Raw genomic sequence first — 23,052 nt, forward strand, 5'->3', positions numbered from 1 at the left:
TGCTCCAGCTCGGTTCGTGCGACGTGGGACGGTCCGGTGACCGTCAGAGGACCTGCAGGAGCCGCTTGATCTCGAAGGGGGTGACCTGCGAGCGGTACCCGTCCCACTCCTGGCGCTTGTTCTTGAGGAAGAAGTCGAAGACGTGCTCACCGAGGGTCTCGGCGAGCAGCTCGGACTTCTCCATGAGCGCGATCGCGTCGTCGAGGGACTGCGGCAGCGGCTTGATGCCCATCGCCCGGCGCTCGGCGTCGGTGAGCTCCCACACGTCGTCGGACGTCGCGTCGGGCAGCTCGTAGCCCTCCTCGATGCCCTTGAGGCCGGCCGCGAGCATGAGCGCGAAGGCCAGGTACGGGTTCGCGGCGGTGTCCAGCGCGCGGTACTCGATGCGGCTCGAGTTGCCCTTGCCGGGCTTGTACATCGGCACGCGCACCAGCGCGGAGCGGTTGTTGTGCCCCCAGCAGATGTAGCTCGGCGCCTCGGCGCCGCCCCAGAGCCGCTTGTAGGAGTTGACGTACTGGTTGGTCACCGCGGTGATCTCGGCGGCGTGCATGAGCAGCCCGGCGATGAACTGGCGACCGGTCTTGGACAGCTCGTACTGCGCGCCGGGCTCGTGGAAGGCGTTGCGGTCGCCCTCGAAGAGCGAGAGGTGCGTGTGCATCCCGGACCCGGGCTGGTCGGCGAGCGGCTTGGGCATGAAGGAGGCGAACACGCCCTGCTCGAGCGCGACCTCCTTGATCACCGTGCGGAAGGTCATGAGGTTGTCGGCGGTGGTCAGCGCGTCCGCGTACCGCAGGTCGATCTCGTTCTGCCCGGGGCCGGCCTCGTGGTGGGAGAACTCGACCGAGATGCCCATCGACTCGAGCATGGTGATCGCGGCGCGGCGGAAGTCGTGCCCCTGTGTGCGGGCGACGTGGTCGAAGTACCCGCCGTGGTCGATCGGCACGAGCGGGCCGTCCTTGGTCGGCGGCTCGAAGAGGTAGAACTCGACCTCGGGGTGGGTGTAGAAGGTGAAGCCCTGGTCGCTGGCCTTGGCCAGCGCGCGCTTGAGCACGTTGCGGGAGTCGGCGATGGACGGCTCGCCGTCGGGGGTGAGGATGTCGCAGAACATCCGCGCGGTGCCGTGCGTCTCGCCGCGCCAGGGCAGGATCTGGAACGTCGTCGGGTCCGGGCGGGCGATCATGTCCGCCTCGTAGACGCGGGTGAGCCCCTCGATGGCGCTGCCGTCGAAGCCGATGCCCTCGGAGAAGGCCGACTCGAGCTCAGCCGGCGCGATCGCGACCGACTTGAGCATCCCGAGCACGTCGGTGAACCAGAGACGGATGAAGCGGATGTCGCGCTCCTCGACCGTGCGGAGCACGAACTCTTGCTGCCTGTCCATGAGTACATCCTGCCTGATGCCGCACCCTCACAGGGTGCGGCACGCACGTCGGGTCCGCCTGAGCTGAATCCATCCTTGCAACGCCCCACTGTAGCGACGGCGGGCGTCGGTCTCCATGGCAGGCAATAGGGTGAGACGCATGGACATCCGGATCGCGCTCGCGCAGGTCGACACCTGTGTCGGCGACATCGAACAGAACACCCAGGCGATCCTCGCGTGGTCGACCCGCGCGGCCGCCGCGGGCGCCCACGTCGTGGCCTTCCCCGAGATGACGATCACCGGCTACCCGATCGAGGACCTGGCGCTGCGGGCGTCCTTCCAGCGGGCGGCCCGGGACGCGATCACGCGGATCGCCGCCGCGCTGGTCACCGCCGGGCTCGGCGACCTCACCGTCGTGGTCGGGTCGGTCGGGGCCCCCCAGTCCTCCCCCAGCAGCCCGGGCCTGCGCCCGACCAACGACGCCGTGGTGCTCAGCGGCGGCGAGGTCCGCGCCGTCTACGGCAAGCACCACCTGCCCAACTACGGGGTCTTCGACGAGTTCCGGATCTTCGCCCCCGGCTCCCAGCCCTGCGTGATCGAGGTGTCCGGGCGCCACATCGGCATCGTCATCTGCGAGGACATCTGGCAGGACGGCGGCCCGGTCGCGCAGATGGACGCCGCCGACGTCGACCTGCTGCTCGTCCTCAACGGCTCACCCTTCGAGCAGGGCAAGGGCCACCTGCGCACCGAGCTCGCCGCGCGCCGCGCGGGTGAGGTCGACGCCCCGGTCGCCTACGTCAACATGGTCGGCGGCCAGGACGACCTCGTCTTCGACGGCGGGTCGTTCGTCGTCGGGGTGGACGGGTCGGTCCTGGCGAGCGCCCCGCAGTTCGTGGAGCACCTGCTCGTGTGGGACCTGGCCGACGACGACGCTCCCGCCCACCGCGGCGAGCTCGCCCCCGCGCTGGACCCCCACGAGGAGGTCTACCAGGCCATCGTCACCGGGCTGGCCGGCTACGTGCGCAAGAACGGGTTCACCTCCGTCGTCCTCGGCCTGTCCGGCGGGATCGACTCCGCGCTGGTCGCGGCGATCAGCGCGGACGCGATCGGCGGCGCGAACGTCTACGGCGTCTCGATGCCCTCGGTCTACTCCTCCGACCACTCCAAGGACGACGCCGCCGACCTCGCCAAGCGGATCGGCGCGGACTACCGCGTGCAGGCGATCGCCCCCATGGTCGACGCCTTCCAGGGCGAGCTGCACCTGGAGGGGGTGGCAGCGGAGAACCTGCAGGCGCGGGTCCGCGGGATGATCCTCATGGGGCTGTCCAACGCCGAGGGTCACCTCGTGCTGGCCACCGGCAACAAGTCCGAGCTCGCGGTGGGGTACTCGACCATCTACGGCGACGCCGTCGGCGGATACGCCCCGCTCAAGGACGTCGACAAGTCCCTCGTGTGGGCGCTGTCCCGGTGGCGCAACAACGCCGCGATCGACCGCGGTGAGCTGCCCCCCATCCCGGAGAGCTCGATCACCAAGCCGCCCTCGGCCGAGCTCCGCCCGGGGCAGGTCGACCAGGACTCCCTGCCGCCCTACGACCTGCTCGACGAGGTCCTCGACGCCTACATCGAGAACGCCGAGGGCCGCGCGGAGCTGCTGGCCCGCGGGTTCGACGCCGACGTCGTGGACAAGGTGGTCACCCTCGTGGACCGGGCAGAATGGAAGCGGCGCCAGTACCCGCTCGGGCCGAAGGTCACCGCCCTCGCGTTCGGGCGGGACCGACGCATCCCGATCACCTCCCGGTGGCGCGAGCCCCGGCCCTGACCGTCGTCGCACCCACCGACCATCCCGGAACCCGACCCGCGATAGAGGCACACACCATGGTTCAGCAGTCCATCCCCGGTTCGCAGCCGTCCTCCACCACGCCGGGCACCCCGGGCGCGGCCCCGCGCAAGCGGTTCCGGGTGCAGCACCTCATCGAGCACAAGGTGGCCGGGCGCAAGCTGACGATGCTCACCGCCTACGACACGATCACCGGGCGGATCTTCGACGCCGCCGGGGTGGACATGCTCCTGGTGGGCGACTCGATGGGGGACAACGTCCTCGGCTACGAGAACACCATCCCGGTCACGCTGGACGAGATGGTGGTCGCCGCCCGCTCGGTGGCCCGCGTCGCCAAGCACTCGATGGTCGTCGCCGACCTGCCCTTCGGCTCCTACGAGTCCTCCCCCGAGCTGGCGTTCGCGAGCGCCGTGCGGATGTTCAAGGAGGCCGGCGTCCAGGCGGTCAAGATGGAGGGCGGGGCCCGGATCGCCCGGCACGTGGAGCTGCTGACCCAGGCAGGCATCCCGGTGTTCGGGCACCTCGGCTTCACCCCGCAGTCGGAGAACATGCTCGGCGGCAAGCGCATCCAGGGCCGCACCGACGAGGCGGCCGAGCGGCTCTGCGAGGACGCCCTCGCCCTGCAGGAGGCCGGAGCGGTCGCTGTCGTGCTCGAGATGGTCCCGGCCCCGGTCGCGGCCCGGGCGACGGAGATCCTGCGGATCCCCACGATCGGCATCGGCGCCGGCGCCGAGGTCGACGGCCAGGTCCTCGTCTGGACCGACATGGCCGGGATGGGCGACTGGTCGCCGCGGTTCGCCAAGCAGTTCGGCCAGGTCGGGGCGGCCCTCGCCGGCGCCGCGCAGGCCTACGTCACCGAGGTCCAGGCACAGACCTTCCCGGCCGCCGAGCACCAGTACGAGCGCTAGCAGCCGCTGGGTCAGGCGTCGTCGGCATCGTCGTCGGCGGCGCTCTCCTCGTCCCAGGCCTCGGTGCGCACGTGCGCCGTCTGCAGGGCGCGTTCGGCCGCCTCGCGGGTGGGGTAGGGGCCCATCCGGTGGCTCCAGCTCGACGGCTTGCCGACCTCGACCTCGCCGGTCTTGGTGTTGAAGTAGAACTCCCCGGCCATGTGGCTCCTCCTCGACCCTGTGCCGCGGCGCGGACCGCGCGACGTTCCCAGCCATCGTTCCACGGTCACGGTGAGCTCGGGCGCCTGGCGACCGTGACCTCCGCGGCGAGTCCGTAGACTGCGGGTATGGCTTCAGCATCTGCCCCACCCCTCACCCCGGGGATCGTCAGCCCGGTCCTGCCCGTCCCGGCCTCGATCCCCCGGCCCGAGTACGTCGGCAAGAAGGGCCCCACGCCCTACGAGGGCCGTGACGTCGTCGAGCCCGAGGTGCTCGAACGGATCCGGGTGGCCTCGAGGATCGCCGCCCAGGCACTGGCCGAGGTCGGCCGCCAGGTCGCCCCGGGTGTGACGACCGACGCGCTGGACCGGATCGGGCACGAGTTCCTGCTCGACCACGGCGCCTACCCCTCGACGCTGGGGTACCGCGGATTCCCCAAGTCCTTGTGCACCTCGATCAACGAGGTCATCTGCCACGGCATCCCGGACACCACCGTCCTGCTCGACGGCGACATCGTCAACATCGACATCACCGCCTTCATCGGGGGCGTGCACGGCGACAACAACGCGACCTTCGGCGTCGGCGAGCTCGACGAGGAGTCGGCCCTCCTGATCGAGCGCACCCGTGAGGCACTGGCCCGGGCGATCAAGGCCGTCAAGCCGGGCCGTGAGGTCAACGTCATCGGCCGGGTCATCGAGAAGTACGCCGACCGTTTCGGCTACGGGACGGTCCGTGACTACACCGGGCACGGCGTCGGGGAGGCCTTCCACTCCGGCCTGGTCATCCCGCACTACGACGCCGCACCGAACTATGACACCGTGATCCTGCCCGGCATGGTGTTCACCATCGAGCCGATGCTCACCCTGGGCACCTATGACTGGACGACGTGGGACGACGGCTGGACCGTCGTGACCGCGGACGGGCGCCGCACGGCGCAGTTCGAGCACACCCTTGTCGTCACCGAAACCGGAGCGGAGATCTTGACCCTGCCATGAGCAACCACGATCGCAAGAAGAACCACTACGCCTTTGGCATCGACGTCGGAGGCAGCGGGATCAAGGGTGCTCCCGTCGACCTGCGCACCGGCGAGTTCGCCGCCGACAGGCTGCGCATCCCCACCCCCGAGGGGTCGACGCCGGAGGCGGTCACGGCGGTCATCGCCGAGCTCGTCGCCACCTTCGACCTGCCCTCCAACACCCCGGTCGGGGTGGCCTTCCCGGCCCCGATCCTGCACGGGGTGGTTCCCTCGATCGCCAACCTCGACCAGTCCTGGGCCGGGGTGAACCTCGACAAGGTGGTCTCCGCTGCGCTGGGCCGCAGGGCGGTCGGGGTGAACGACGCCGACGCAGCCGGTGTCGGCGAGGCGACGTACGGCGCGGCCAAGGACGTGGACGGGGTCGTGTTCGTCGCCACGCTCGGTACGGGCATCGGCAGCGCGCTGCTCGTCGACGGGCACCTGGTCCCCAACACCGAGCTCGGTCACCTGCAGATCGACGGGTTCGACGCCGAGAGCCAGGCCGCGGACAGTGCCCGCTCCCGGGAGGACCTCAGCTGGGCGCAGTGGGCCAAGCGCCTGCAGCGCTACTTCGAGACCATCGAGCTGCTCTTCTCCCCCGACCTCATCGTCGTCGGCGGCGGGGTGAGCAAGAACCACGAGAAGTTCCTGCCGCTGCTGGACCTCAACGCACGGATCATCCCGGCGACGCTGCGCAACGCGGCGGGCATCGTCGGCGCAGCGGCCCTGGCGGCGCAGGTGCACTGACCCGCCCCACGGATCCGCCCCACTGAAGCGCGAGCCGCCCAGAGACGACCTTGTCCTGCGACGACGTGGTCCAGCGCTACGAGGCAGGGACCACGTCGTGCAGGACGGGGAAGTCGTCCACACCGAGCATCGCCAGGACGTCGCTGACCACGGCGGGCGGGTTGCGCAGGGTGACTGCGAGACCCTCCTCCCGGCCGATCGTGTAGAGCTGGACGAGGAAGGCGATCCCGGTGGAGTCGATGAAGGTCACTCGCGAGGTGTCGATGATCACCGGCAGGTCACGGTCGAGGGCGCTGGCCAAGGCGGCGCTCGCCTCGGGCCGGAGCGCTCCGTCGACCTCACCCCACACGTCGACGACGGAACAGGTCGGCTCTTCCTGCAGCCGGATGCCACTTGCAGTTGTGCTCAGCTCGTCCATGCCACTCCGCTCTCGCACTCTCGTGCTGTGAGGCGCGCCCCCGAGCGCACACCCTGAGATGGGTCGACCCGCCGCGCCTCTCCGGCCGAGTCTAGGCAGCAGTCGACATCCTTGGCAATATCTTGACCAAGGCCATACTTTAGTTGCCTGTTCAATCGTCGTGGCTGAGTCACGACACAGCCGTGACCAGCGACGAGGGTGGGTGCGGATGAGCTGGCCGGTACGCCGGGTTCTGTTCCCGCGCGCAGTTACCCACGCGCGGGCGACGACCATCCATCTACGACGTACGTTGCCGCACGCCTCCAGCGGTCTACCCAAGTGCTCGGGCGAGCAGCCCTCGAACACACTCTGTCTGACCTTGCTCCAGGTGGGGTTTACCTAGCCGCGCCGGTCACCCGGCACGCTGGTGGTCTCTTACACCACCGTTTCACCCTTACCGGATGCGCAAGCGCTCCGGCGGTCTGTTTTCTGTGGCACTGTCCCGCGGGTCACCCCGGGTGGGCGTTACCCACCACCTTGCCCTGTGGAGCCCGGACGTTCCTCGGCAGGGCCGAGGCCCTGACGCGGCCGTCTAGCCAACTCATCCGCAGTCCCCAGCGTACAGCGTCAGGCCCCTGCCACGTCCCCGACCGGGTGGATCGCCACCTGCTCGACGAGCGCCCCGAAGAGGTTGCCGGGCAGGTCCAGCGCGTGCAGCGCGGCAACGAGCCGAGTCCCGGACACCCTCCCGGTCACGTCCATGACGGCGTTCTTGACGTCGTAGGGGATCTGCGCGGCGTCGATGATCGGATGGACGGCCTCGGCGAGCGGCTCGGACGCCGGACCCACCCCGGACAGCTCGAGCGAGACCCCACGGGAGAGGTCGACAGCCCCCAGGTCGATGACGACCCGGCCGTCGCCGGGCGCCGGGTGCACCGTGACGGCGTCAGCGGCGCCGTCAGCGGATCGACGCAGGGCGGCCGCACCGACCGCCGCGGCGCCCATGATCTCGACGCTCACCTGTCGCAGCACCAACCCCCCGACCCCCGAGGGTGCAGTGATCGACAGCACGCCGTCGACGAGTCCCGCACGGTCCGCACGTCCCCAGGACTGGCTGATGAGGGTCTCCCAGGCGTCCTGGACCGTCGGGGCCCCGCGGCCGTCGTCCTCGACGAGCCGGCACGAGCCGTCGGCCCCGGGGAAGACCCGCAGGACGAGCGCCGCCGGGTTCGCACCGGCGTCGGCCATCGTGTCCGCCGCCAGGGGGACGATCGACCCGGCCCGCGCGAAGACCGGCATCTCCTCGATGCTCCGGTGCACGAGGAGGTCCTGGCCGCCGGCGTACCGGCGTCCGGTGAAGAAGTCGTACCAGGAGCCCTGCGGCAACCAGACCGGGGTCGCGGCCAGCCGGGTCCGGTCGTCGATCGGGGTGAGCACCGGTGCGACGAGCAGGTCGGCGCCGAAGAGGTACTGGTCGGGCGTCTGGTAGGCGCGCGGCTCGCGCGGGTGGTCGTGGTACATCGGGCGGACCGGACCGACGCCGTCGGTGTGCGAGCGCCACATCGCCGTGTAGAGGTAGGGCACGAGCTGGTGGCGCAGCCTGAGGAAGCTGGTCATCGTCTGCTCGGCGTCATGGGTGAACCGCCACGGCTCCTTGGAGCCGAAGGGGCTCTTCGACGAGTGCAGGCGGCTGATCGGGGAGAACACCCCGAACTGGTACCACCGGGTCGACAGCTCGTCGTCCCGGGCACCTCCGAAGTGCCCGCCGATGTCGTGACTCCACCAGAAGTAGCCGACGTTGGCCGCCGTGGAGGTGAAGTAGGGCTGGAAGGCGAGGGACTCCCACGTCGCCACGGTGTCCCCGGAGAAGCCGATCGGGGTGCGGTGGCTGCCCAGGCCCGCGTAGCGGGAGAAGGTGAGCGGTCGCTCACCCGACCGTCCCGAGTCGCGGTAGTGGATGTCGTTGAGCGCCCACAGCGGATCGAGCCCTGGCATCCGGCTGTGATGGCCCGACTGCCAGTCCAGCCACCAGAAGTCCACGCCGAGGGCCTCGTGCGGGTGGTGCAGGTGGCGCAGGTAGGCGTCGGTGAAGGCCGTCGAGCTGATGTCGAAGGCGATCGCGGTCCCGGCATCCGGGTCGAGGCCGAGCGCCTGCGCCATGGCGGGGTAGGCGTCCTCGTGGCGCCGGACCCCGTCCGCCGGGTGCACGTTGAGGGAGACCCGCAGGTTGCGCTCGTGCAGGGCGGCCAGGAACGCCTCCGGGTCCGGGAACAGCTCGCGGTTCCAGGAGTACCCGGTCCAGCCCGTGCCGAGGGCGGGGTCGATCTCGACGACGTGCCAGTCCATGTCGACGACGGCGACCGAGAACGGGATCCCGGAGTCGGTGAACCGGTCCATCAGGTCGAGGTAGTCGTCGGCCGTGTAGGAGTGGAACCTGCTCCACCAGTTCCCCAGGGTCCAGCGGGGAAGCATCGGGCTCGGCCCGGTCAGCCGGAAGAAGTCGGTAAGCGCAGCGTCGAAGTCGCGACCGTAGCCGAAGAAGTAGAGGTCTTCCGCGCGCGGTCTCGGTGCCGGCCGCCCGTCCTCGCCCAGCGCCAGGCTGGCCGAGTCGTCGACGACGGAGTACCCGTCCTTGGAGAGCAGCCCGGGCTCCAGGTCGGTGGCGCCGTCGACGTCGTCGAGGGTGCGCGCGGTCCCCCCGAGGTTCGTCGGGAAGGTCCCGCTCCCCCAGGCGGAGTCGCCGTAGGTCCACGTCGTGAAGTGAGCGTCCTGGGCCCGCTGCCGCATGGAGATCGACAAGCCCGACGCGCTGAACGGGCCCTTGTCGTAGCGCACGTGGAGGTGGTCGGTCCACAGCTCGAGCTGGTCCGCGCCGTCGCGCACGGTGAACGCCGGGACGTCGAAGCGTCGACGACGGACGAGCTGGGTCGGGCGGTCCTCGAACACACCGTCGATGCTGTGCTCGATCCGCAGGAGCCGGCTGGTGAGCACCGTGATGCGGAAGTTCGGGCCCTCGACGACCGCACGCGCGTCTGCGGCACCGGTCGTCATGGCGGGTTCCTGGGTCATGCGTCGCTCCTCCGTCGTGGTCTGACTGCTTTAGCGCTAAACCTATGATGGCACAATGCAGGCAGCGACTGGGGCACCACCCCGGTCGGACAGCACACGAGAGACGAGAACCCATGACGACGCTGCGTGACGTGGCCGCCGAGGCAGGCGTCAGCATCATGACCGTCTCCAACGTCATCAACGGCCGCCGGAGCAGGGTCTCGCCCGCCACGATCGACCGGATCCAGGAGATCGCCACCCGCCTGGGCTACGTGCCCAACGCCTCGGCACGCGCCCTGTCCGCCAAGAGCTCGGGCATCGTCGCCCTCGTCTACCACGAGGCCGCCGAGGGGACGCCGGCCCTGTCCAACCCGCACGACTCGGTGTTCATCGGCGAGGTGGAACGCCGGGTGAGCGCGTCGGGCAGGTACCTCATGATCCATGCCGCGATCGACGTCATGAGCACCGCCGCGAACCTGCGCACCTGGAACGTCGACGGAGCGATCTTCCTGGGAACCCTCGGGCACCAGGCCGACGAGCTCCGGGCGCGCTCCGGCATCCCCATGGTGTTCGTCGACAGCCACTCCCGCTCCCCCCACGTCCACACCGTCGGGATCGACGACGCCCGGGGCGGCTACCTCGCCGCGCAGCGGCTGACGCAGGACGGGCACGCCCGCATCGCCTTCGTCGGGCCGCCCCTCGTCGAGGACGGGGTCGTCCGGCACCGGTACGACGGATTCCTCGACGGGCTGCGGGACGGAGGGTGCCAGCTGGACCCCGCACTCGTCCTGGAGTGCGCGACGACCTTCGAGGGCGGCCACGCGCTGGCCGGACACCTCGTGACGATGCCCGAGCCTCCGACCGCCGTGTTCACGACGGCCGACATCATCGGGATCGGGCTGCTCAAGGGCCTCGGTGACCGTGGCTGGCACGTCCCGGACGCGATGTCTATCATCGGTTTCGACGATCTGGCCGAGTGCCGGCACGTCACCCCCACCCTCACGACGATCCACCAGGACGTCCCAGGAAAGGCACGAGCGAGCGTCGAGATCCTGCTGGCGCTCATCGCCGAGCCGGCCGACCCGAGTGACCCGGGTGACCCGGGTGACCCGGCCGGCACCGCCGGCACCGGGGCCCGGCGCGTGACGCTCGAGGTCACCCTGGCCGACCGGGAGACCGTCGCCGCACCGTCCCGGGACCACCCCGGCACGGCCCACCTCCCTTCGACGAGACAGGCACCATGAGCTCCTGGACCACGCTCGGCTCCACGACCAGGTACGAGAACCCCTGGATCCGCGTCCGCGAGGACTCCGTCGTGCGCCCCGACGGGTCCGACGGGATCTACGGGGTGGTCGAGATCCGCCACCCGGCCGTCTTCATCGTCCCGGTCACCGAGGCGGGCGAGGTGGTGCTGGTCGAGGTCGAGCGGTACACGACGGGCGCGGTGTCCCTCGAGGTCCCGGCGGGCGGCTCGGACGGGGAGGACCTGCTCCTCGCGGCGCAGCGCGAGCTGCGCGAGGAGACCGGGCTGGTCGCGGACTCCTGGGAACGGATCGGTGACATGTTCACGCTCAACGGCGTGTGCCACGCCCCCGAGCACGTGTTCCTGGCGCGCGGTCTGCGTGAGTCCCACGCTCCGCACGAGCAGGCCGAGGAAGGCATCGTGGGCCTGCGCCGCGTGCCGTGGGCCGCGGCGCTCGACCTCGTCAAGGACGGCACGATCACCGACGGCGAGACCGTGGCGGCGCTCATGTACGCGGCGATCGCCCTCGGCCGGGTGCACTAGCCGCGATCCGCACGATACGCACCTGAGTCGCACGCCTCAGTCGTCGCGCCCCGGGCAGCCCCGCGGCCACCTCCACGCTCCGGGACACTGTGTGCAGTTCGCCGAGCAAGACTGTGCGCGTGCACAGTGTCGGACTGAGCCGTCCGACACCCGACCCCCCAGAGCCGTTCTCCTCACTCATTCTTCTCGTCATAGAGGACTGGGAGCGTGTACAGTCCACAACCATCACCCCCAGCTCACCTTCGAACAAAGACGCTCGAGAGGAACCGACCTGATGCTCCCAGCACGACGACGCCTCCCCCTGAGGCTGACGGCGGCGGCAGCTGCCGCCGCAGTGCTCCTCACTCCCCTGCTCACCACACCGGCCCTGGCCGCCGACCCCACCGAACCGGTCGACGCAGGGATCGTCGTCGACAAGATCGACAACCTGCCCGCCGACTTCATCAACGGCATGGACATCTCCTCGATCCTCGCCCTCGAGGAGAGCGGGGTCACCTACCGCGACTTCGCCGGCCAGACCGCGGACATCTTCGACGTCCTCGCTGCGGCCGACGTCAACTACGTGCGGGTCCGGGTCTGGAACGACCCCGTCGACGCCGCCGGCAACGGCTACGGCGGGGGCGACAACGACATCGCCGCGGCCGTCGCGATCGGCACGCGCGCCACCGCCCACGGCATGAAGCTGCTCGTGGACTTCCACTACTCCGACTTCTGGGCCGACCCGGGCAAGCAGAAGGCCCCCAAGGACTGGTCCGCGATGACCGTCGCGGAGAAGGCGACCGCGACGCAGGCGTACACAGCGGACTCCCTCACCCAGCTCAAGGACGCCGGAGTCGACGTGGGCATGGTCCAGGTCGGCAACGAGACGAACAACGGCGTCGCCGGGGTGACCGGCTTCGCGAACATGGCCCAGATCTTCGACGCCGGCAGCCGCGCCGTACGCGCGGTCTACCCCGACGCCCTCGTCGCCGTCCACTTCACCAACCCCGAGCGGGCCGGCTCCTACGCCTCGATCGCGGGCAGCCTCGAGACCTACGGGGTCGACTACGACGTCTTCGCGAGCTCGTACTACCCCTTCTGGCACGGGTCGCTGGACAACCTCACCACGGTCCTGACGCAGGTGGCGACCGACTACGACAAGCTGGTGATGGTCGCCGAGACGTCCTGGAACTACACCCTCGCCGACGGTGACGGCCACGAGAACGTCATCAAGCCGACGTCGGGCTTCACCCAGTACCCGTCCTCGGTCCAGGGGCAGGCGACCGCGGTGCGTGACGTCATGGAGGCGGTCGCCGACGTCGGCCCCGCCGGCCTCGGCGTCTTCTACTGGGAGCCCGCCTGGCTCCCGGTCGGCACACCGAGCCAGCTCGAGGAGAACAAGCTCCTGTGGGAGCGGGACGGCTCCGGCTGGGCCTCCAGCTTCGCGGCGGAGTACGACCCGGTCGACGCCGGGCAGTGGTACGGGGGATCCGCGTGGGACAACCAGGCGATGTTCGACTTCGCCGGGAACCCGCTCGAGTCGCTCAACGTCTTCGCCTACGCCCGGACCGGCGCGATCGCGCCGCGCGAGGTCACGAGCATCGAGACGGTCACCCTCACCGTGCCCGACGGCGCGCCGGTCACCCTCCCGGGCACCGTCGGCGTCACCTACAACGACGGAGCCGTCGAGGCGCACCCGGTCACGTGGCGCAGCTCCGTGGACTGGATCCGCGGACCCGGCACCTACACGATCACCGGCACGACCGTCGGCGACCTGCCGGTCACCGCGACCGTCACCGTCGTGGCCGTCAACCCCGTGCGCAACCCCAGCTTCGAGGACGCCGACCTGTCCATGTGGACGATCACCGGGACCGGCGCGGCCGTGACTGCCGACTCCGACGCCTCCGACGGCGCCAGGGCGCTGAAGTTCTGGTCCGCGACCGGCTACTCCTTCGCTGTGGCACAGACCCTCACCGGGGTGCCGGCCGGCACCTACCGGCTCTCCGCCACGAGCCAGGGCGGATCGGTCGGGGCGACCGACCAGCTGACGCTGAGCGCCACGAGCGGCGGCGTGGTCTCCTCGACGCCCATCACGCTCGGCGGGTGGCAGGTCTACTCGACCGCCGTGACAGGTGACGTGGTCGTCGGCGACGACGGCATCGTCACGATCAACGCGGCCTACACGCTGAGCGCGGGGGCCTGGGGCAACCTCGACGACCTCCGGCTCACCCGGGTCGAGGGTGTCGCCGCCGACACGGCGGCGCTGCAGGCCGCCGTCACCAGCGCTCGGGCTGTCGACCGCGCGCTGTACACCTCCGCGTCGTTGGCCGGCCTCGACCTCGCTCTTGAGACCGCCGACGTGGTCCTGGCCGGCTCCCGCGCCGGCCAGGGCGACGTCGACGCCGCGATCATGCTGGTCACCGGCGCCCTGGCGGCCCTCGTCGAGATCCCGGTCGTGGTTCCCACCGTCCCGGAAGAGCCGACCGTTCCCCCGGCGGTCCCCCCGGTCGGTCAGGCACCTGGTCAGGTGCCCGGTCAGGCGCCCGGTCAGGTACCTGGTCAGGCACCATCGGTCCCCGTCACCACGGTGACCGGTGTCACCGGTGTGACCGCACCGGCCCTTCCCCGGACCGGCGGGGCCGAACGGCTCAGCGAGACCGGCTCGAACGTGCTCGCGGTCGCGCTGACCGCGACGCTGCTCCTGGCGGCGGGCACGGTCCTGGTGGCCCGTCGGCGCCGCGAGGCCGGGAACGACATGCCGTAGGGCGGCACCGCCCGGAAGCGGCGACGGAGGCCGCGGGGCCGGACATCCCAGTCCGGGCCCGCGGCCTCTCTCGCCGTCCGGCGACCCTCACACGGTGACGGTGTACCCCAGCGTCAGCTCGTCCCCGCTCACGCCGCGGATCCCCCAGTTCATCCGCGGGCTCTCCAGGATCACCAGCTCGAGGTCGGCGACCGGCAGGTCGAAGGTTCCGCACACCCGGGTGAAGACCTCCCGGATGAGCTCACGCTTGGCCTCGGGCGACCGGCCGCTGAAGGCCACGAGCTCCACCACGAGGTAGCCCGGGCCACGCTGGGGGGCGACCAGGTCGTCGTCGTCCATCCACAGGAAGCGCTGGAAGCGCTTCTCCTGGGGGAACTGCCACGCACTGACCAGGGCAGCGTGCAGCTGGTCGCTCAGCGCCTCCCGCCGGTCGATCCACTCTGACCGCCTGGCATACACCTTGAACTGGCCCATGGGGGACGAACCTACCCGTCGCGCGCTGATGCCTGCAAGGGCGCCACCTACACTGTTCCGGTGCTCATCCTGCTGCCCCCGTCCGAAGGCAAGACCCCCGCGACCTCCGGCAGCCCCGTCGACCTGGCGGCGCTGAGCGCGCCCTCCCTCACCCGGCACCGGACCACCGTGCTGCGCGCCCTCGCCCGGGTCAGCGCCCGCCGCACCGCGCTCGAGACGCTCGGGGTGGGCCCCAGCCTGGCCGCCGACGTCGCGCGCAACACCCGGCTGGCCACCGAGCCTGCAGCCCCCGCCGGGCAGGTCTACACCGGGGTGCTCTACACCGCGGCCGGCCTCGACGACCTCTCCCCCGCCCAGGCCGCGCTCGCCGCGGCGAGCGTGCGGACCGTCTCCGCCCTGTGGGGCGCGGTCAGCCCCGCCGACGTCGTGCCCGCCTACCGGTTGTCCATGGGCACCACCCTGCCCGGCGTCGGCCCGCTCGCCCCGACCTGGCGACCGCTGCTGGAGACGGTCCTCGGCCCCCGCGCGGCCGGGGACGTCGTCGTCGACTGCCGCTCGGCGGCCTACCTGGCCGCGTGGAGGCCCGCGAAGGGGACCGACTGGGTGAGCGTGCGGGTGCTGCGCGAGCTCGACGGCCGGCGCTCGGTCGTCTCGCACAACGCCAAGCACACCCGGGGCGTGCTTACCCGGCACCTGCTCACCCGCGCCGGCGCCGAGCCCCGCACGGCCGAGGACGTCGCTGGGGCCGCCCGCGAGCTCGTCGGCACGGTGCTCCTGGACGCCACCCTCATCGAGGGCACGAACGGCGCGTCGACCCTGGAGCTCGTCGTCGCCTGACCGCCGGCCCTGTCGACGCGACGGCAGCCCGGGAGCCGGTCCCACGGAGAGACGACGACGGGGTCGTCTGTTCTGCGTGGGGTCGTCCATCTGGATAGACGACCCCACGCAAGATAGACGACCCCGTCAGGGGCGATCGGCCAAGCCAGACCAACCGGCCCGCGCGGGTCAGGACCAGGGTCAGGACCGGGTCGGGGCCCGCCCGGCGGCCTACTCCGAGGTGCGCTTCTCGGGGATGCGGACGAGGATGCGGCCGCAGTCGTCGCAGCGGACGACCTCGTCGGCCGGCTGTGCGCGGATGGCCTCGATGGCCGTCTGGTCGAGGTCCAGGCGGCAGCCGTCGCAGCGCCCGGCGCGCAGCGCGGCGGCGCCCTGACCGCCCAGGCGGGCGCGGACCTTCTCGTAGAGGGCGACGAGGGCGGCATCGAGGCCGGCCACGGCGGCCGCACGCTCGCTCGCCACCCCGGCAGCCTCGGCGTCGATCTCGGCGTAGACGGCGTCGAGCGCGGCGACGGCCGCGGCCCGGGTGTCCAGGGACTTCTGGTTGGCCTCGTCGAGCTTGGCGAGGGTGTCCTCGTGCGCCTCGAGACGCTCCATGACCTCCAGCTCGACCTCCTCGAGCAGGCCCTGGCGGCGCCCGAGCGACTCGAGCTCGTGCACCAGCGCCTGGGCGTCCTTGGCGCCGACCGCGCCGGAGTCGAGGCGGGTCCGGTCGCGGTCCGCGCGGGTGCGGACCTGCTCGACGTCGGACTCGGCCTTGACCAGCTCACGGCGCAGGTCGTTCGCGGCGGTGCGGGAGGCGACCAGAGCGGTGTTGAGGTCAGCCAGCTGGGCGTCGATCTCGGCGACCCGAGCCTGCTCCGGGGTGTTCTTGCGCCGGTGTGCGAGCTGCTGGAGACGGGTGTCGAGCACTTGGACATCCAGAAGTCGACGCTGGTCCTCGACGGGTGCCTTGGTCACAGGTGGTGTCCTTTCACGGTGGGGGGCGGTGCTGACCACGCGACACGCGCGGTCCAGGGATCGGTCCTCACAGTACTGACCCGGGTCTCAACCGTAGTGCTCTGTGACGCCAGGTCGTGCACGAGGTCCGCGGCGGCGTAGGCCAACCACGGCCATTCGCTGGCAAAGTGCGCGGTGTCGATGAGGAACGGGCGCCCGTCCTGGGCCGGTCGCCCGTCCCGGACCGCGTCGAGGGCGGCCTGCTCGCGGGCGTCGGAGACGGCGTGGTGCTTGAGGTCGGAGGTCACATACACGTCCACCCCGCGGTCCCGGGCGGCCCCGAGGAGGGAGTCCCCCGACCCGCCGAGCACCGCGACCGTGGACACCTGGGCGTCGAGGTCGCCCGCGACCCGGATCCCCTGGGCGGTCTGCGGCAACGCGGCTGCGACCTGGTCGGCGAAGGCGCCCAGCGTCGTCGGGGCGGCGAGGCGGCCCACCCGTCCCAGCCCGGTTCCAGGGGCGCCGGGCGTGGGCTCGAGCGGGGTGCAGTCCACGAGCCCGAGGACGTCGGCGAGGGCGTGCGCCACCCCGCGCTCGGCCGCGTCGGCGTTCGTGTGCGCGGCGAAGAGCGCGCAGCCGGAGGTGATGAGGGTGTGCACGGCCTGACCCTTGAGCGTGCCGGCCGCGACCGCGTGCACCCCGCGCAGCAGCAATGGGTGATGGGTGACCAGCAGGTCCGCGCCCCAGGCGGTCGCCTCGGCGATCACTGCGGCCACCGGGTCGACGGCGAAGAGCACCTTGCGCACCGGCGCGGCCGGGTCGCCGGTGACCAGCCCGACGGCGTCCCAGTCCTGCGCGGTCGCGGGCGGGTAGCGGGCCTCGAGCAGGGCGACGACGCGGGCGAGGGTGGGTGCGTGGGTGGGTGCGTGGGTCACGGTCGCAGACTAGCCGACCAGGCTCGAGGCGTGGTCGGGCACGTAGGTCTGCAGGCTGCGGTCGGTGCGGCGGTAGCCGGTCGAGGGGGGCCGCTCGGGCAGCTCGATCGGGGGGTGGATGACGTTCTCGTAGGGGATCGAGGAGAGCAGGTGGGAGATCATGTTGATCCGCGAGCGCTTCTTGTCGTCGCTCTCCACGACGTACCACGGCGAGCTCGGGGTGTCGGTGTGGGTGAACATGTCGTCCTTGGCCCGGGAGTAGTCCTCCCAGCGGCTGATCGACTCGAGGTCCATCGGGGACAGCTTCCACCGGCGCATCGGGTCTTCCTTGCGGGAGGCGAAGCGCTTCTGCTGCTCCTCGTCCGAGACCGAGAACCAGTACTTGCGCAGCAGGATGCCGTCGTCGATGAGCAGCTGCTCGAAGACCGGGCACTGGGCCATGAACCGCTTGTGCTCGGCGGGCGTGCAGAACCCCATGACCTGCTCGACCCCGGCCCGGTTGTACCAGCTGCGGTCGAAGAGCACGATCTCCCCGGCGGCCGGCAGGTGGGCGATGTAGCGCTGGAAGTACCACTGGGACTTCTCCCGCTCGGTCGGTGCGGGCAGCGCCGAGACCCGCACGTGGCGGGAGTTGAGGTACTGGGTGACGCGCTTGATCGCGGAGCCCTTGCCCGCGGCGTCGCGCCCCTCGAAGATCACCACGACCCGGGTCCCGGTGGCCCTGACCCACTCCTGGAGCTCGACGAGCTCGGCCTGCAGCCGGAAGAGCTCGGCCTCGTAGAGCTCGGTGGAGAGCTTGGGGAGCTTGCGGGCGGCCGACTCGGCGTCGCCGTTCTTCGAGACGTTCTTCGAGACGTTCTTCGAGACGTTCTTCGACATCAGGCTGACTCCCTGGCTCATGGGCACCGTGGTGGCGACGCCGGTCGTGCATACCATTACATACCGTCCCCCTCGACGGGAACCGGTAGACACGCGGGAGGGCGTCGTCGCGCAGGCACGCTGCCCGACGACGCCCGCGCACCACCCGCGGGCGTCAGCCGAGCGTCACCACGACCGTGACCTCGGACCCCGCGGGGCGGGCCGGGATCGGCTCGCCGGCGGGGTGGTCGACGCCGTCGACCGTCACCGCGACGACCCCCGAGGACACGTGGCCGGGGTTGCGCACCTCGATCAGGTACACCGCGCCGCGCCATTCCCGGCGCACCTCGAAGCCGTCCCAGGCCCTGGGGATGGACGGGTCTACGATCAGCCCGTCGAGGCTCAGGCGCACCCCGAGGATGTACTTGGTGGCCGCGGTGTACATCCACCCCGCGGTCCCGGTCAGCCACGGGTTCTGCGCCTTGCCGTACCACTCGTGGTCACGGCCGTAGAGGAACTGCACGTAGGCGTACGGTTCCGCGCCCCGGACCTCGATGTTGTCGTTCTGGTGGTAGGGCAGCACGGAGTCGTAGAACGCGACGGCCTCGTCGCCGCGTCCCAGCATCGCCTCGGCGATGATCGGCCACGCGTTGGGGTGGGAGAAGATCGCGGCGTTCTCCTTGATCCCGGGATACACCCGGGTGACGAACCCGATGGTGTCGTCGACCTTGGTGAAGGCGGGCCAGTTGAGGTGGCTGCCGTACTCCGATCCGAGCAGCGTGCGGACGGAGTCCATCGACGCCTCGCCGCGCTCCTGGCTGGTGATGCCCGCGATGACGGGCCACGCCTGGTGCTCGAGGAAGATCTTGCCCTCGTCGTTGTCGCTCGAGCCGATCTTCACACCGTCGCGGGTGTACCCGCGGATCCACCAGTCGCCGTCCCAGAGCTGGGTGTCGGCGACGTCGGCGATCCGGGCCAGCTCGGCCTCGTAGCGGGCGACGTCCTCGGTGCGTCCCAGCGGGCGGGCGAGCTCGAGGAAGGCCTGGATCGCCCAGGCGTGCAGGAAGGTCACGAGCGAGGTCTCCCCGCCACCGAGGTTGAGGCAGTCGTTCCAGTCCGCCCGCAGGCCCAGGGCCACGCCGTTCGGGCCGATCTGGGCGGCGGAGAAGTCGAGCGCGGCCTTGAGGTGGTCGTAGACCGTGGCGGGCTTGCCGTCGGCGTACGGGATGACCTCGTCCAGGAAAGCGATGTCGCCGGTCTCCTTGACGAACTCCACGATCGAGGAGACGAGCCACAGGTGGTCGTCGGAGCACGTGTCCTCGAGGCCGTGGATGAGGTCGTCCATGGACGGGGTCGGCACGATCGTCGGCGACGGGATGTCGGGGAGCGCCGGTGCGTCGGGGTCGAAGACGACCGGGTCGAAGAGGTGCAGGCCGTAGCCGGCGGACACCTGGGCGCGCAGCAGCTCCACGATCCGCTGCCGGGTCTTGGCCGGGTTGGTGTGGATGACGCTCATGACGTCCTGGGCGGTGTCGCGGTAGCCGAGGCCGCTGCGCCCGCCCACCTCGACGAAGGACGCGAAGCGTGACCATTGCACGCACGTCTCGGCCTGGAGCAGCGTCCAGGCGTTGATCATCGTGTTCATGCCCTCGTGCGGGGTCTTGATCGCCAGCTTGGCCTGCTTGGCCTGCCAGTATCCGCTCAGCCGGGCGCGCTCGGCGTCGACCGTAGCCAGGTCGGAGTACTTGGCCTGGATGGCGCGCCCGACGGCGTCCCGCGAGCCGTAGCCGAGCATGTAGACGAGGCGCTTGGTCTCCCCCGGCGCGAGGGTGATCGTGTGCTGGAGCGACCCGCAGTGGTTCTGCGTGGTCGCGGAGGTGTTGGAACCTCTGCCACGCTCGATCGCGATCGGGTTGGACTCGCTGCGGTAGGGGCCGATGAAGGTGTCCCGCAGGGTGTCGTAGGAGGACGGCTCCTGGGAGGAGGTGAAGAAGTGGAAGGTCCACGGTTCGTAGAAGAAGTCGTACTCGATGACCCCGTCGGCGTAGCTGGTCCCCGAGGAGTAGAGCGACATCTGCAGGTTCTGGTTGTCGATGGTGATCGTGTGGAAGCTGAACTCCACGTAGGACCCGACCGTGATCTGGCGGACCTCTTCAGAGGTGTTGGTCACCCGGGTGTCCCAGAGCTCGACGTCGTCGTCGAGCGGGATGAAGACGGTCTGGCTCGCGTCGATGCCCTTGTAGGAGGACTCGAAGCGGGTGTAGCCCAGGCCGTGGCTGGTCGTGTACGTCGCCGCTCCCGGGCCGTCGATCGGCTTGCCGACCGGCTGCCAGGAGACCGACCAGTAGTCGCCGTCCGCGTCGTCGCGCAGGTAGACGTAGTGGCCGGGGCGGTCGAGGGGGACGCCGTTGGGGCGGAACCGGGTGATGCGTCCCTGCTGGGCGCTCTTGTAGTAGGAGTACCCGCCTCCGGTGTGGGAGATCACGGTGCACAGGTTCTTGGTGCCGAGGTAGTTCGTCCACGACACCGGGACGTCGGGTCGGGTGATGACGTACTCGTCGACGGCGGTGTCGAAGTAGCCGTATTTCATGGGTGTGGCCGGTCCTTTGCTGGTGGGTGGTGGGTTGGTGGGTGGTGGGGTCGGGGCTCAGGCGGTGACGAAGCCCTTGAGCCAGTCGAGGAGCTCCTGGGCCTTCGCGGGCGAGTCGGCCTCGACGAACATGCGCAGCACCGGCTCGGTCCCGGAGAAGCGCAGCAGCGCCCAGTTGTCGTTCTCGAGCAGGATCTTCGTGCCGTCGGTGTGGTCGATCCCGACCACCGCGTACGGCCCGACCGCGGTCAGCGGGTCCGCGGCGAGGCTGCGGGGCACCGCCAGGCGCATCTCGGGGGTCGAGGGGACCCCGGCCTCCAGCGTGTACAGCCGGCCGGTGATCGCGTAGATCATCTCGCGCAGCTCGGAGATGCGCTTGCCGGTCACGGCAAGCATCTCGACCACGAGGGCGCAGGCGAAGATCCCGTCCTTGCCCAGGATCCAGCCTCGGATGGTCAGACCGCCCGAGGACTCTCCGCCGAGCACCGCGCCGATCTCCTCCATGCCCGCTGTCACGTGCTTGAAGCCGACCTTGACCTCGCGAGACTCCTCGCCGAAGTGCCGGGCGAGGCGGTCGAGCAGGTGGGTGGTGGCGATGTTGCGGACGACGCCGCCCTTCTCGCCGCGGACCTCGTGCAGGTACCAGAAGAGCAGCAGCAGCAGGTCGTTGGTGGAGATGTACTCCCCGGTCTCGTCGACGATCCCGATCCGGTCGGAGTCGCCGTCGGTCGCCATGCCCAGGTCGTAGGTGCCTTTGCCCTGGCTGATCATCCCGATGAGGCTGCTCAGGCGCTGCAGGTCAGGGGCTGGTGCGTGGCCGCCGAAGAGCGGGTTGTGGGCACCGTGGATGAACTCCGCGCGCACCCGCATGTCGTTGAGGATGGTTCCCAGGGTGAGCTGGGACGTGCCGTACATCGGATCGACGACGACGCGCAGGTCACGGCCGCGGACGGCCTCGACGTCGATGATCTTCTCGATCGCGTCGATGTACGGCTCGGTGAGCGCACGCTCGACGACCATGCCTGCCCTGCGGGCGAGGTGGAGGTCGAGGGTGATGACCTCGTCGACGCGCAGCGCGTTCGCCTCGTCCTGGAAGCGGTCGGTCTCGTCGTCCAGGGGCAGGGAGCCGTCGGCGCGGAACACCTTGACGCCGTTCCACTCCGGGGGGTTGTGCGAGGACGTGATGATGATGCCGTAGGCGGAGCCGGTGTACGGCGCGGCGAAGGTGACGAGCGGCGTCGGGACGTCGTCGGGCAGCAGCAGGACGGAGATGTTGTTGCCGGCGAAGACCTCGGCGGCCGCCTCGGCGGACTCGCGGGAGAGGAACCGGCGGTCGCCGCCGATGACGACGCCCTGGTGGTCGATCCCCTTGCGGGTGGCCTCGTTGGCGATCGCCTGGCACAGCCGGCGCAGGTTCCCCAGCGTGTACCCCTCACCGATCACGGCGCGCCAACCGCCGGTGCCGAAGACGATGGACGTGTCGGTGTTCTTCGTCGGGATGAAGAGGCGCTTGAGGACGATGTCCGCGGCGAGGGCGAGCTCGGCCTCGGAGTTGATGCCCTGGACCTCGTCGGTGTCGTAGATCTGGTAGGAGACGATCGTGCCGTCGGCGTCGAGGAAGCGTTGCGCGATGTGGGTGAGACGGTGCTCCCCGGTCGCCGCGAGCGCGTCGATCTGGTCGAAGAGGTCCGACGGCGCGGCGACGTAGGCACCGACGTTGATCTCGTGGATGGCGGCCCCGGCACCCGCGAGATCTTCGGCCTCGACGATCGCGCGGACCCGGCCGTCCTCGTCGCGCTCGATCCGCCCGTAGGGCAGGGGCTGGTCGACGACGGCCGTGAGCAGCGAGAAGTCCGCACCCTTGAGCTGGTGGCGGTTGACAACCCCACGCAGGGAGTCCACCCGCAGCAGCGGGGTGTCGGCGTAGGCGACGAGGACGACGTCGGTGCCGGCCGGGACTGCGGTCCGGGCGACGCCGACCGCGTGCCCGGTGCCCAGCGGTTCAGCCTGCTCGACGTAGGTGAGGTCGTCCCCGAGCAGGGCGCGCAGGGAGGTGTCCCCCGCGGCGACGACCACGATGATGGCGTCGGGGCTGAACATCTTCCGGACGGTGGCGACGGCGAGCTCGGCGACCGTGCTGTCACCGAGCGGGCTGACGAGCAGGCGGCGCGAGGCGTCGTCCGCCCCGGCGGCGAGCACGATCGCGGCACCTCGGTCGATCGTGGACGTGGCGAACTGTTGCTGGGCCATGGTTCCTCACTCGTCTCAGCGGATCTTTAGTTAGTAAGCCTACCGATCTTTCTCGCCGTTGGACAGGGCCTCGTCGTGCGCGGCGACGTGGCGGGTGCTCCCATGGGATCCTTGATGCCACACGCTCGACGCG

Annotated in this window: 18 protein-coding genes and 1 other RNA gene; 8 read left to right on the top strand and 11 right to left on the bottom strand. The window is 70.5% G+C overall.

Annotation, left to right across the window (positions count from 1 at the left end; all coding sequences use genetic code 11):
• Nucleotides 1-43: 43 nt before the first annotated feature.
• Nucleotides 44-1,378, bottom strand: a complete 1,335-nt coding sequence (locus tag ACWA15_RS11865; protein ID WP_464055479.1) for a glutamine synthetase family protein — start codon at nt 1,376-1,378, stop codon at nt 44-46.
• A gap of 139 nt (nt 1,379-1,517) precedes the next feature.
• Between ACWA15_RS11865 and ACWA15_RS11870 the strand changes: the two genes are divergently transcribed.
• Together ACWA15_RS11870 and panB are read left to right on the top strand one after the other, a co-directional pair.
• Nucleotides 1,518-3,176 carry an NAD+ synthase gene (locus ACWA15_RS11870; protein WP_464055481.1) on the top strand — a complete coding sequence of 553 codons (1,659 nt, stop codon included), beginning with the start codon at nt 1,518-1,520 and terminating at the stop codon, nt 3,174-3,176.
• 56 nt (nt 3,177-3,232) lie between these two features.
• Nucleotides 3,233-4,102 (top strand): 3-methyl-2-oxobutanoate hydroxymethyltransferase, encoded by an 870-nt coding sequence (panB, locus tag ACWA15_RS11875; protein WP_464055482.1) that lies wholly within the window; start codon nt 3,233-3,235, stop codon nt 4,100-4,102.
• 11 nt (nt 4,103-4,113) lie between these two features.
• Here the strand turns inward: panB and ACWA15_RS11880 are convergent, their stop codons facing one another.
• Entirely contained in the window at nt 4,114-4,302 is a 189-nt protein-coding gene (locus ACWA15_RS11880) for an SPOR domain-containing protein (protein ID WP_464055483.1), read from the bottom strand.
• Between the two features lie 126 nt (nt 4,303-4,428).
• On the opposite strand from ACWA15_RS11880, the gene map reads away from it, so the two are divergent.
• Complete coding sequence (gene map, locus ACWA15_RS11885; protein ID WP_464055484.1) at nt 4,429-5,295, top strand: type I methionyl aminopeptidase; 867 nt, start codon at nt 4,429-4,431, stop codon at nt 5,293-5,295.
• Nucleotides 5,292-6,062: a polyphosphate--glucose phosphotransferase gene (gene ppgK / locus ACWA15_RS11890; RefSeq protein ID WP_464055485.1), complete on the top strand. Its 771-nt coding sequence runs from the start codon at nt 5,292-5,294 to the stop codon at nt 6,060-6,062. Before map ends, ppgK begins: the two co-directional genes overlap by 4 nt.
• 76 nt (nt 6,063-6,138) lie before the next feature.
• Here ppgK and ACWA15_RS11895 read toward each other — a convergent pair whose 3' ends face one another.
• The 3 genes from ACWA15_RS11895 to ACWA15_RS11905 form a co-directional block, all read right to left on the bottom strand.
• A complete protein-coding gene (locus ACWA15_RS11895) occupies nt 6,139-6,480 on the bottom strand; it encodes an STAS domain-containing protein (RefSeq protein ID WP_464055487.1) in 342 nt (113 codons plus the stop codon).
• Between the two features lie 205 nt (nt 6,481-6,685).
• Nucleotides 6,686-7,063: RNase P RNA component class A (gene rnpB, locus ACWA15_RS11900), an RNA gene on the bottom strand.
• 23 nt (nt 7,064-7,086) lie between these two features.
• Nucleotides 7,087-9,528, bottom strand: a complete 2,442-nt coding sequence (locus ACWA15_RS11905) for a glycoside hydrolase family 31 protein (protein ID WP_464055488.1) — start codon at nt 9,526-9,528, stop codon at nt 7,087-7,089.
• 113 nt (nt 9,529-9,641) lie between these two features.
• Between ACWA15_RS11905 and ACWA15_RS11910 the strand changes: the two genes are divergently transcribed.
• The 3 genes from ACWA15_RS11910 (at nt 9,642) to ACWA15_RS11920 (ending at nt 14,036) form a co-directional block, all read left to right on the top strand.
• Nucleotides 9,642-10,751 (top strand): LacI family DNA-binding transcriptional regulator, encoded by a 1,110-nt coding sequence (locus ACWA15_RS11910; RefSeq protein WP_464055489.1) that lies wholly within the window; start codon nt 9,642-9,644, stop codon nt 10,749-10,751.
• Nucleotides 10,748-11,293, top strand: coding sequence for an NUDIX domain-containing protein (locus ACWA15_RS11915; RefSeq protein WP_464055491.1), 546 nt, complete (start codon nt 10,748-10,750; stop codon nt 11,291-11,293). Before ACWA15_RS11910 ends, ACWA15_RS11915 begins: the two co-directional genes overlap by 4 nt.
• 274 nt (nt 11,294-11,567) lie before the next feature.
• Nucleotides 11,568-14,036 carry a glycosyl hydrolase 53 family protein gene (locus ACWA15_RS11920; RefSeq protein WP_464055492.1) on the top strand — a complete coding sequence of 823 codons (2,469 nt, stop codon included), beginning with the start codon at nt 11,568-11,570 and terminating at the stop codon, nt 14,034-14,036.
• Nucleotides 14,037-14,123: 87 nt separating this feature from the next.
• On the opposite strand, the gene ACWA15_RS11925 is transcribed toward ACWA15_RS11920, so the two are convergent.
• The gene (locus ACWA15_RS11925) at nt 14,124-14,510 is read right to left on the bottom strand and encodes a tautomerase family protein (RefSeq protein ID WP_464055493.1); all 387 of its coding nucleotides are present in this window, start codon (nt 14,508-14,510) and stop codon (nt 14,124-14,126) included.
• 60 nt (nt 14,511-14,570) lie between these two features.
• Between ACWA15_RS11925 and ACWA15_RS11930 the strand changes: the two genes are divergently transcribed.
• Nucleotides 14,571-15,347 carry a YaaA family protein gene (locus ACWA15_RS11930; RefSeq protein ID WP_464055494.1) on the top strand — a complete coding sequence of 259 codons (777 nt, stop codon included), beginning with the start codon at nt 14,571-14,573 and terminating at the stop codon, nt 15,345-15,347.
• A gap of 210 nt (nt 15,348-15,557) precedes the next feature.
• Here the strand turns inward: ACWA15_RS11930 and ACWA15_RS11935 are convergent, their stop codons facing one another.
• The 5 genes from ACWA15_RS11935 to ACWA15_RS11955 form a co-directional block, all read right to left on the bottom strand.
• Nucleotides 15,558-16,307, bottom strand: a complete 750-nt coding sequence (locus ACWA15_RS11935) for a zinc ribbon domain-containing protein (protein ID WP_464055495.1) — start codon at nt 16,305-16,307, stop codon at nt 15,558-15,560.
• Nucleotides 16,304-17,221, bottom strand: a complete 918-nt coding sequence (locus ACWA15_RS11940) for a Nif3-like dinuclear metal center hexameric protein (RefSeq protein ID WP_464055497.1) — start codon at nt 17,219-17,221, stop codon at nt 16,304-16,306. The genes ACWA15_RS11935 and ACWA15_RS11940 overlap by 4 nt, the downstream gene beginning before the upstream one ends.
• Before the next feature lie 9 nt (nt 17,222-17,230).
• On the bottom strand, nt 17,231-18,100 hold the full coding sequence (ppk2, locus tag ACWA15_RS11945) for a polyphosphate kinase 2 (protein WP_464055499.1): 870 nt from the start codon (nt 18,098-18,100) through the stop codon (nt 17,231-17,233).
• Nucleotides 18,101-18,254: 154 nt separating this feature from the next.
• Nucleotides 18,255-20,669, bottom strand: a complete 2,415-nt coding sequence (locus ACWA15_RS11950) for a glycoside hydrolase family 94 protein (protein WP_464055500.1) — start codon at nt 20,667-20,669, stop codon at nt 18,255-18,257.
• 57 nt (nt 20,670-20,726) lie between these two features.
• On the bottom strand, nt 20,727-22,919 hold the full coding sequence (locus ACWA15_RS11955; protein ID WP_464055502.1) for an NTP transferase domain-containing protein: 2,193 nt from the start codon (nt 22,917-22,919) through the stop codon (nt 20,727-20,729).
• Nucleotides 22,920-23,052: the final 133 nt, after the last annotated feature.

It is taken from the genome of Sanguibacter sp. TS_SC_8 (assembly GCF_055361235.1).

Bases quoted from the DNA above. Each gene is read 5' to 3' on its own strand.
- ACWA15_RS11865 (WP_464055479.1), bottom strand. From the start codon at position 1,378: ATGGACAGGCAGCAAGAGTTCGTGCTCCGCACGGTCGAGGAGCGCGAC.
- ACWA15_RS11870 (WP_464055481.1), top strand. From the start codon at position 1,518: ATGGACATCCGGATCGCGCTCGCGCAGGTCGACACCTGTGTCGGCGAC.
- panB (WP_464055482.1), top strand. From the start codon at position 3,233: ATGGTTCAGCAGTCCATCCCCGGTTCGCAGCCGTCCTCCACCACGCCG.
- ACWA15_RS11880 (WP_464055483.1), bottom strand. From the start codon at position 4,302: ATGGCCGGGGAGTTCTACTTCAACACCAAGACCGGCGAGGTCGAGGTC.
- map (WP_464055484.1), top strand. From the start codon at position 4,429: ATGGCTTCAGCATCTGCCCCACCCCTCACCCCGGGGATCGTCAGCCCG.
- ppgK (WP_464055485.1), top strand. From the start codon at position 5,292: ATGAGCAACCACGATCGCAAGAAGAACCACTACGCCTTTGGCATCGAC.
- ACWA15_RS11895 (WP_464055487.1), bottom strand. From the start codon at position 6,480: ATGGACGAGCTGAGCACAACTGCAAGTGGCATCCGGCTGCAGGAAGAG.
- ACWA15_RS11905 (WP_464055488.1), bottom strand. From the start codon at position 9,528: ATGACCCAGGAACCCGCCATGACGACCGGTGCCGCAGACGCGCGTGCG.
- ACWA15_RS11910 (WP_464055489.1), top strand. From the start codon at position 9,642: ATGACGACGCTGCGTGACGTGGCCGCCGAGGCAGGCGTCAGCATCATG.
- ACWA15_RS11915 (WP_464055491.1), top strand. From the start codon at position 10,748: ATGAGCTCCTGGACCACGCTCGGCTCCACGACCAGGTACGAGAACCCC.
- ACWA15_RS11920 (WP_464055492.1), top strand. From the start codon at position 11,568: ATGCTCCCAGCACGACGACGCCTCCCCCTGAGGCTGACGGCGGCGGCA.
- ACWA15_RS11925 (WP_464055493.1), bottom strand. From the start codon at position 14,510: ATGGGCCAGTTCAAGGTGTATGCCAGGCGGTCAGAGTGGATCGACCGG.
- ppk2 (WP_464055499.1), bottom strand. From the start codon at position 18,100: ATGTCGAAGAACGTCTCGAAGAACGTCTCGAAGAACGTCTCGAAGAAC.
- ACWA15_RS11950 (WP_464055500.1), bottom strand. From the start codon at position 20,669: ATGAAATACGGCTACTTCGACACCGCCGTCGACGAGTACGTCATCACC.
- ACWA15_RS11955 (WP_464055502.1), bottom strand. From the start codon at position 22,919: ATGGCCCAGCAACAGTTCGCCACGTCCACGATCGACCGAGGTGCCGCG.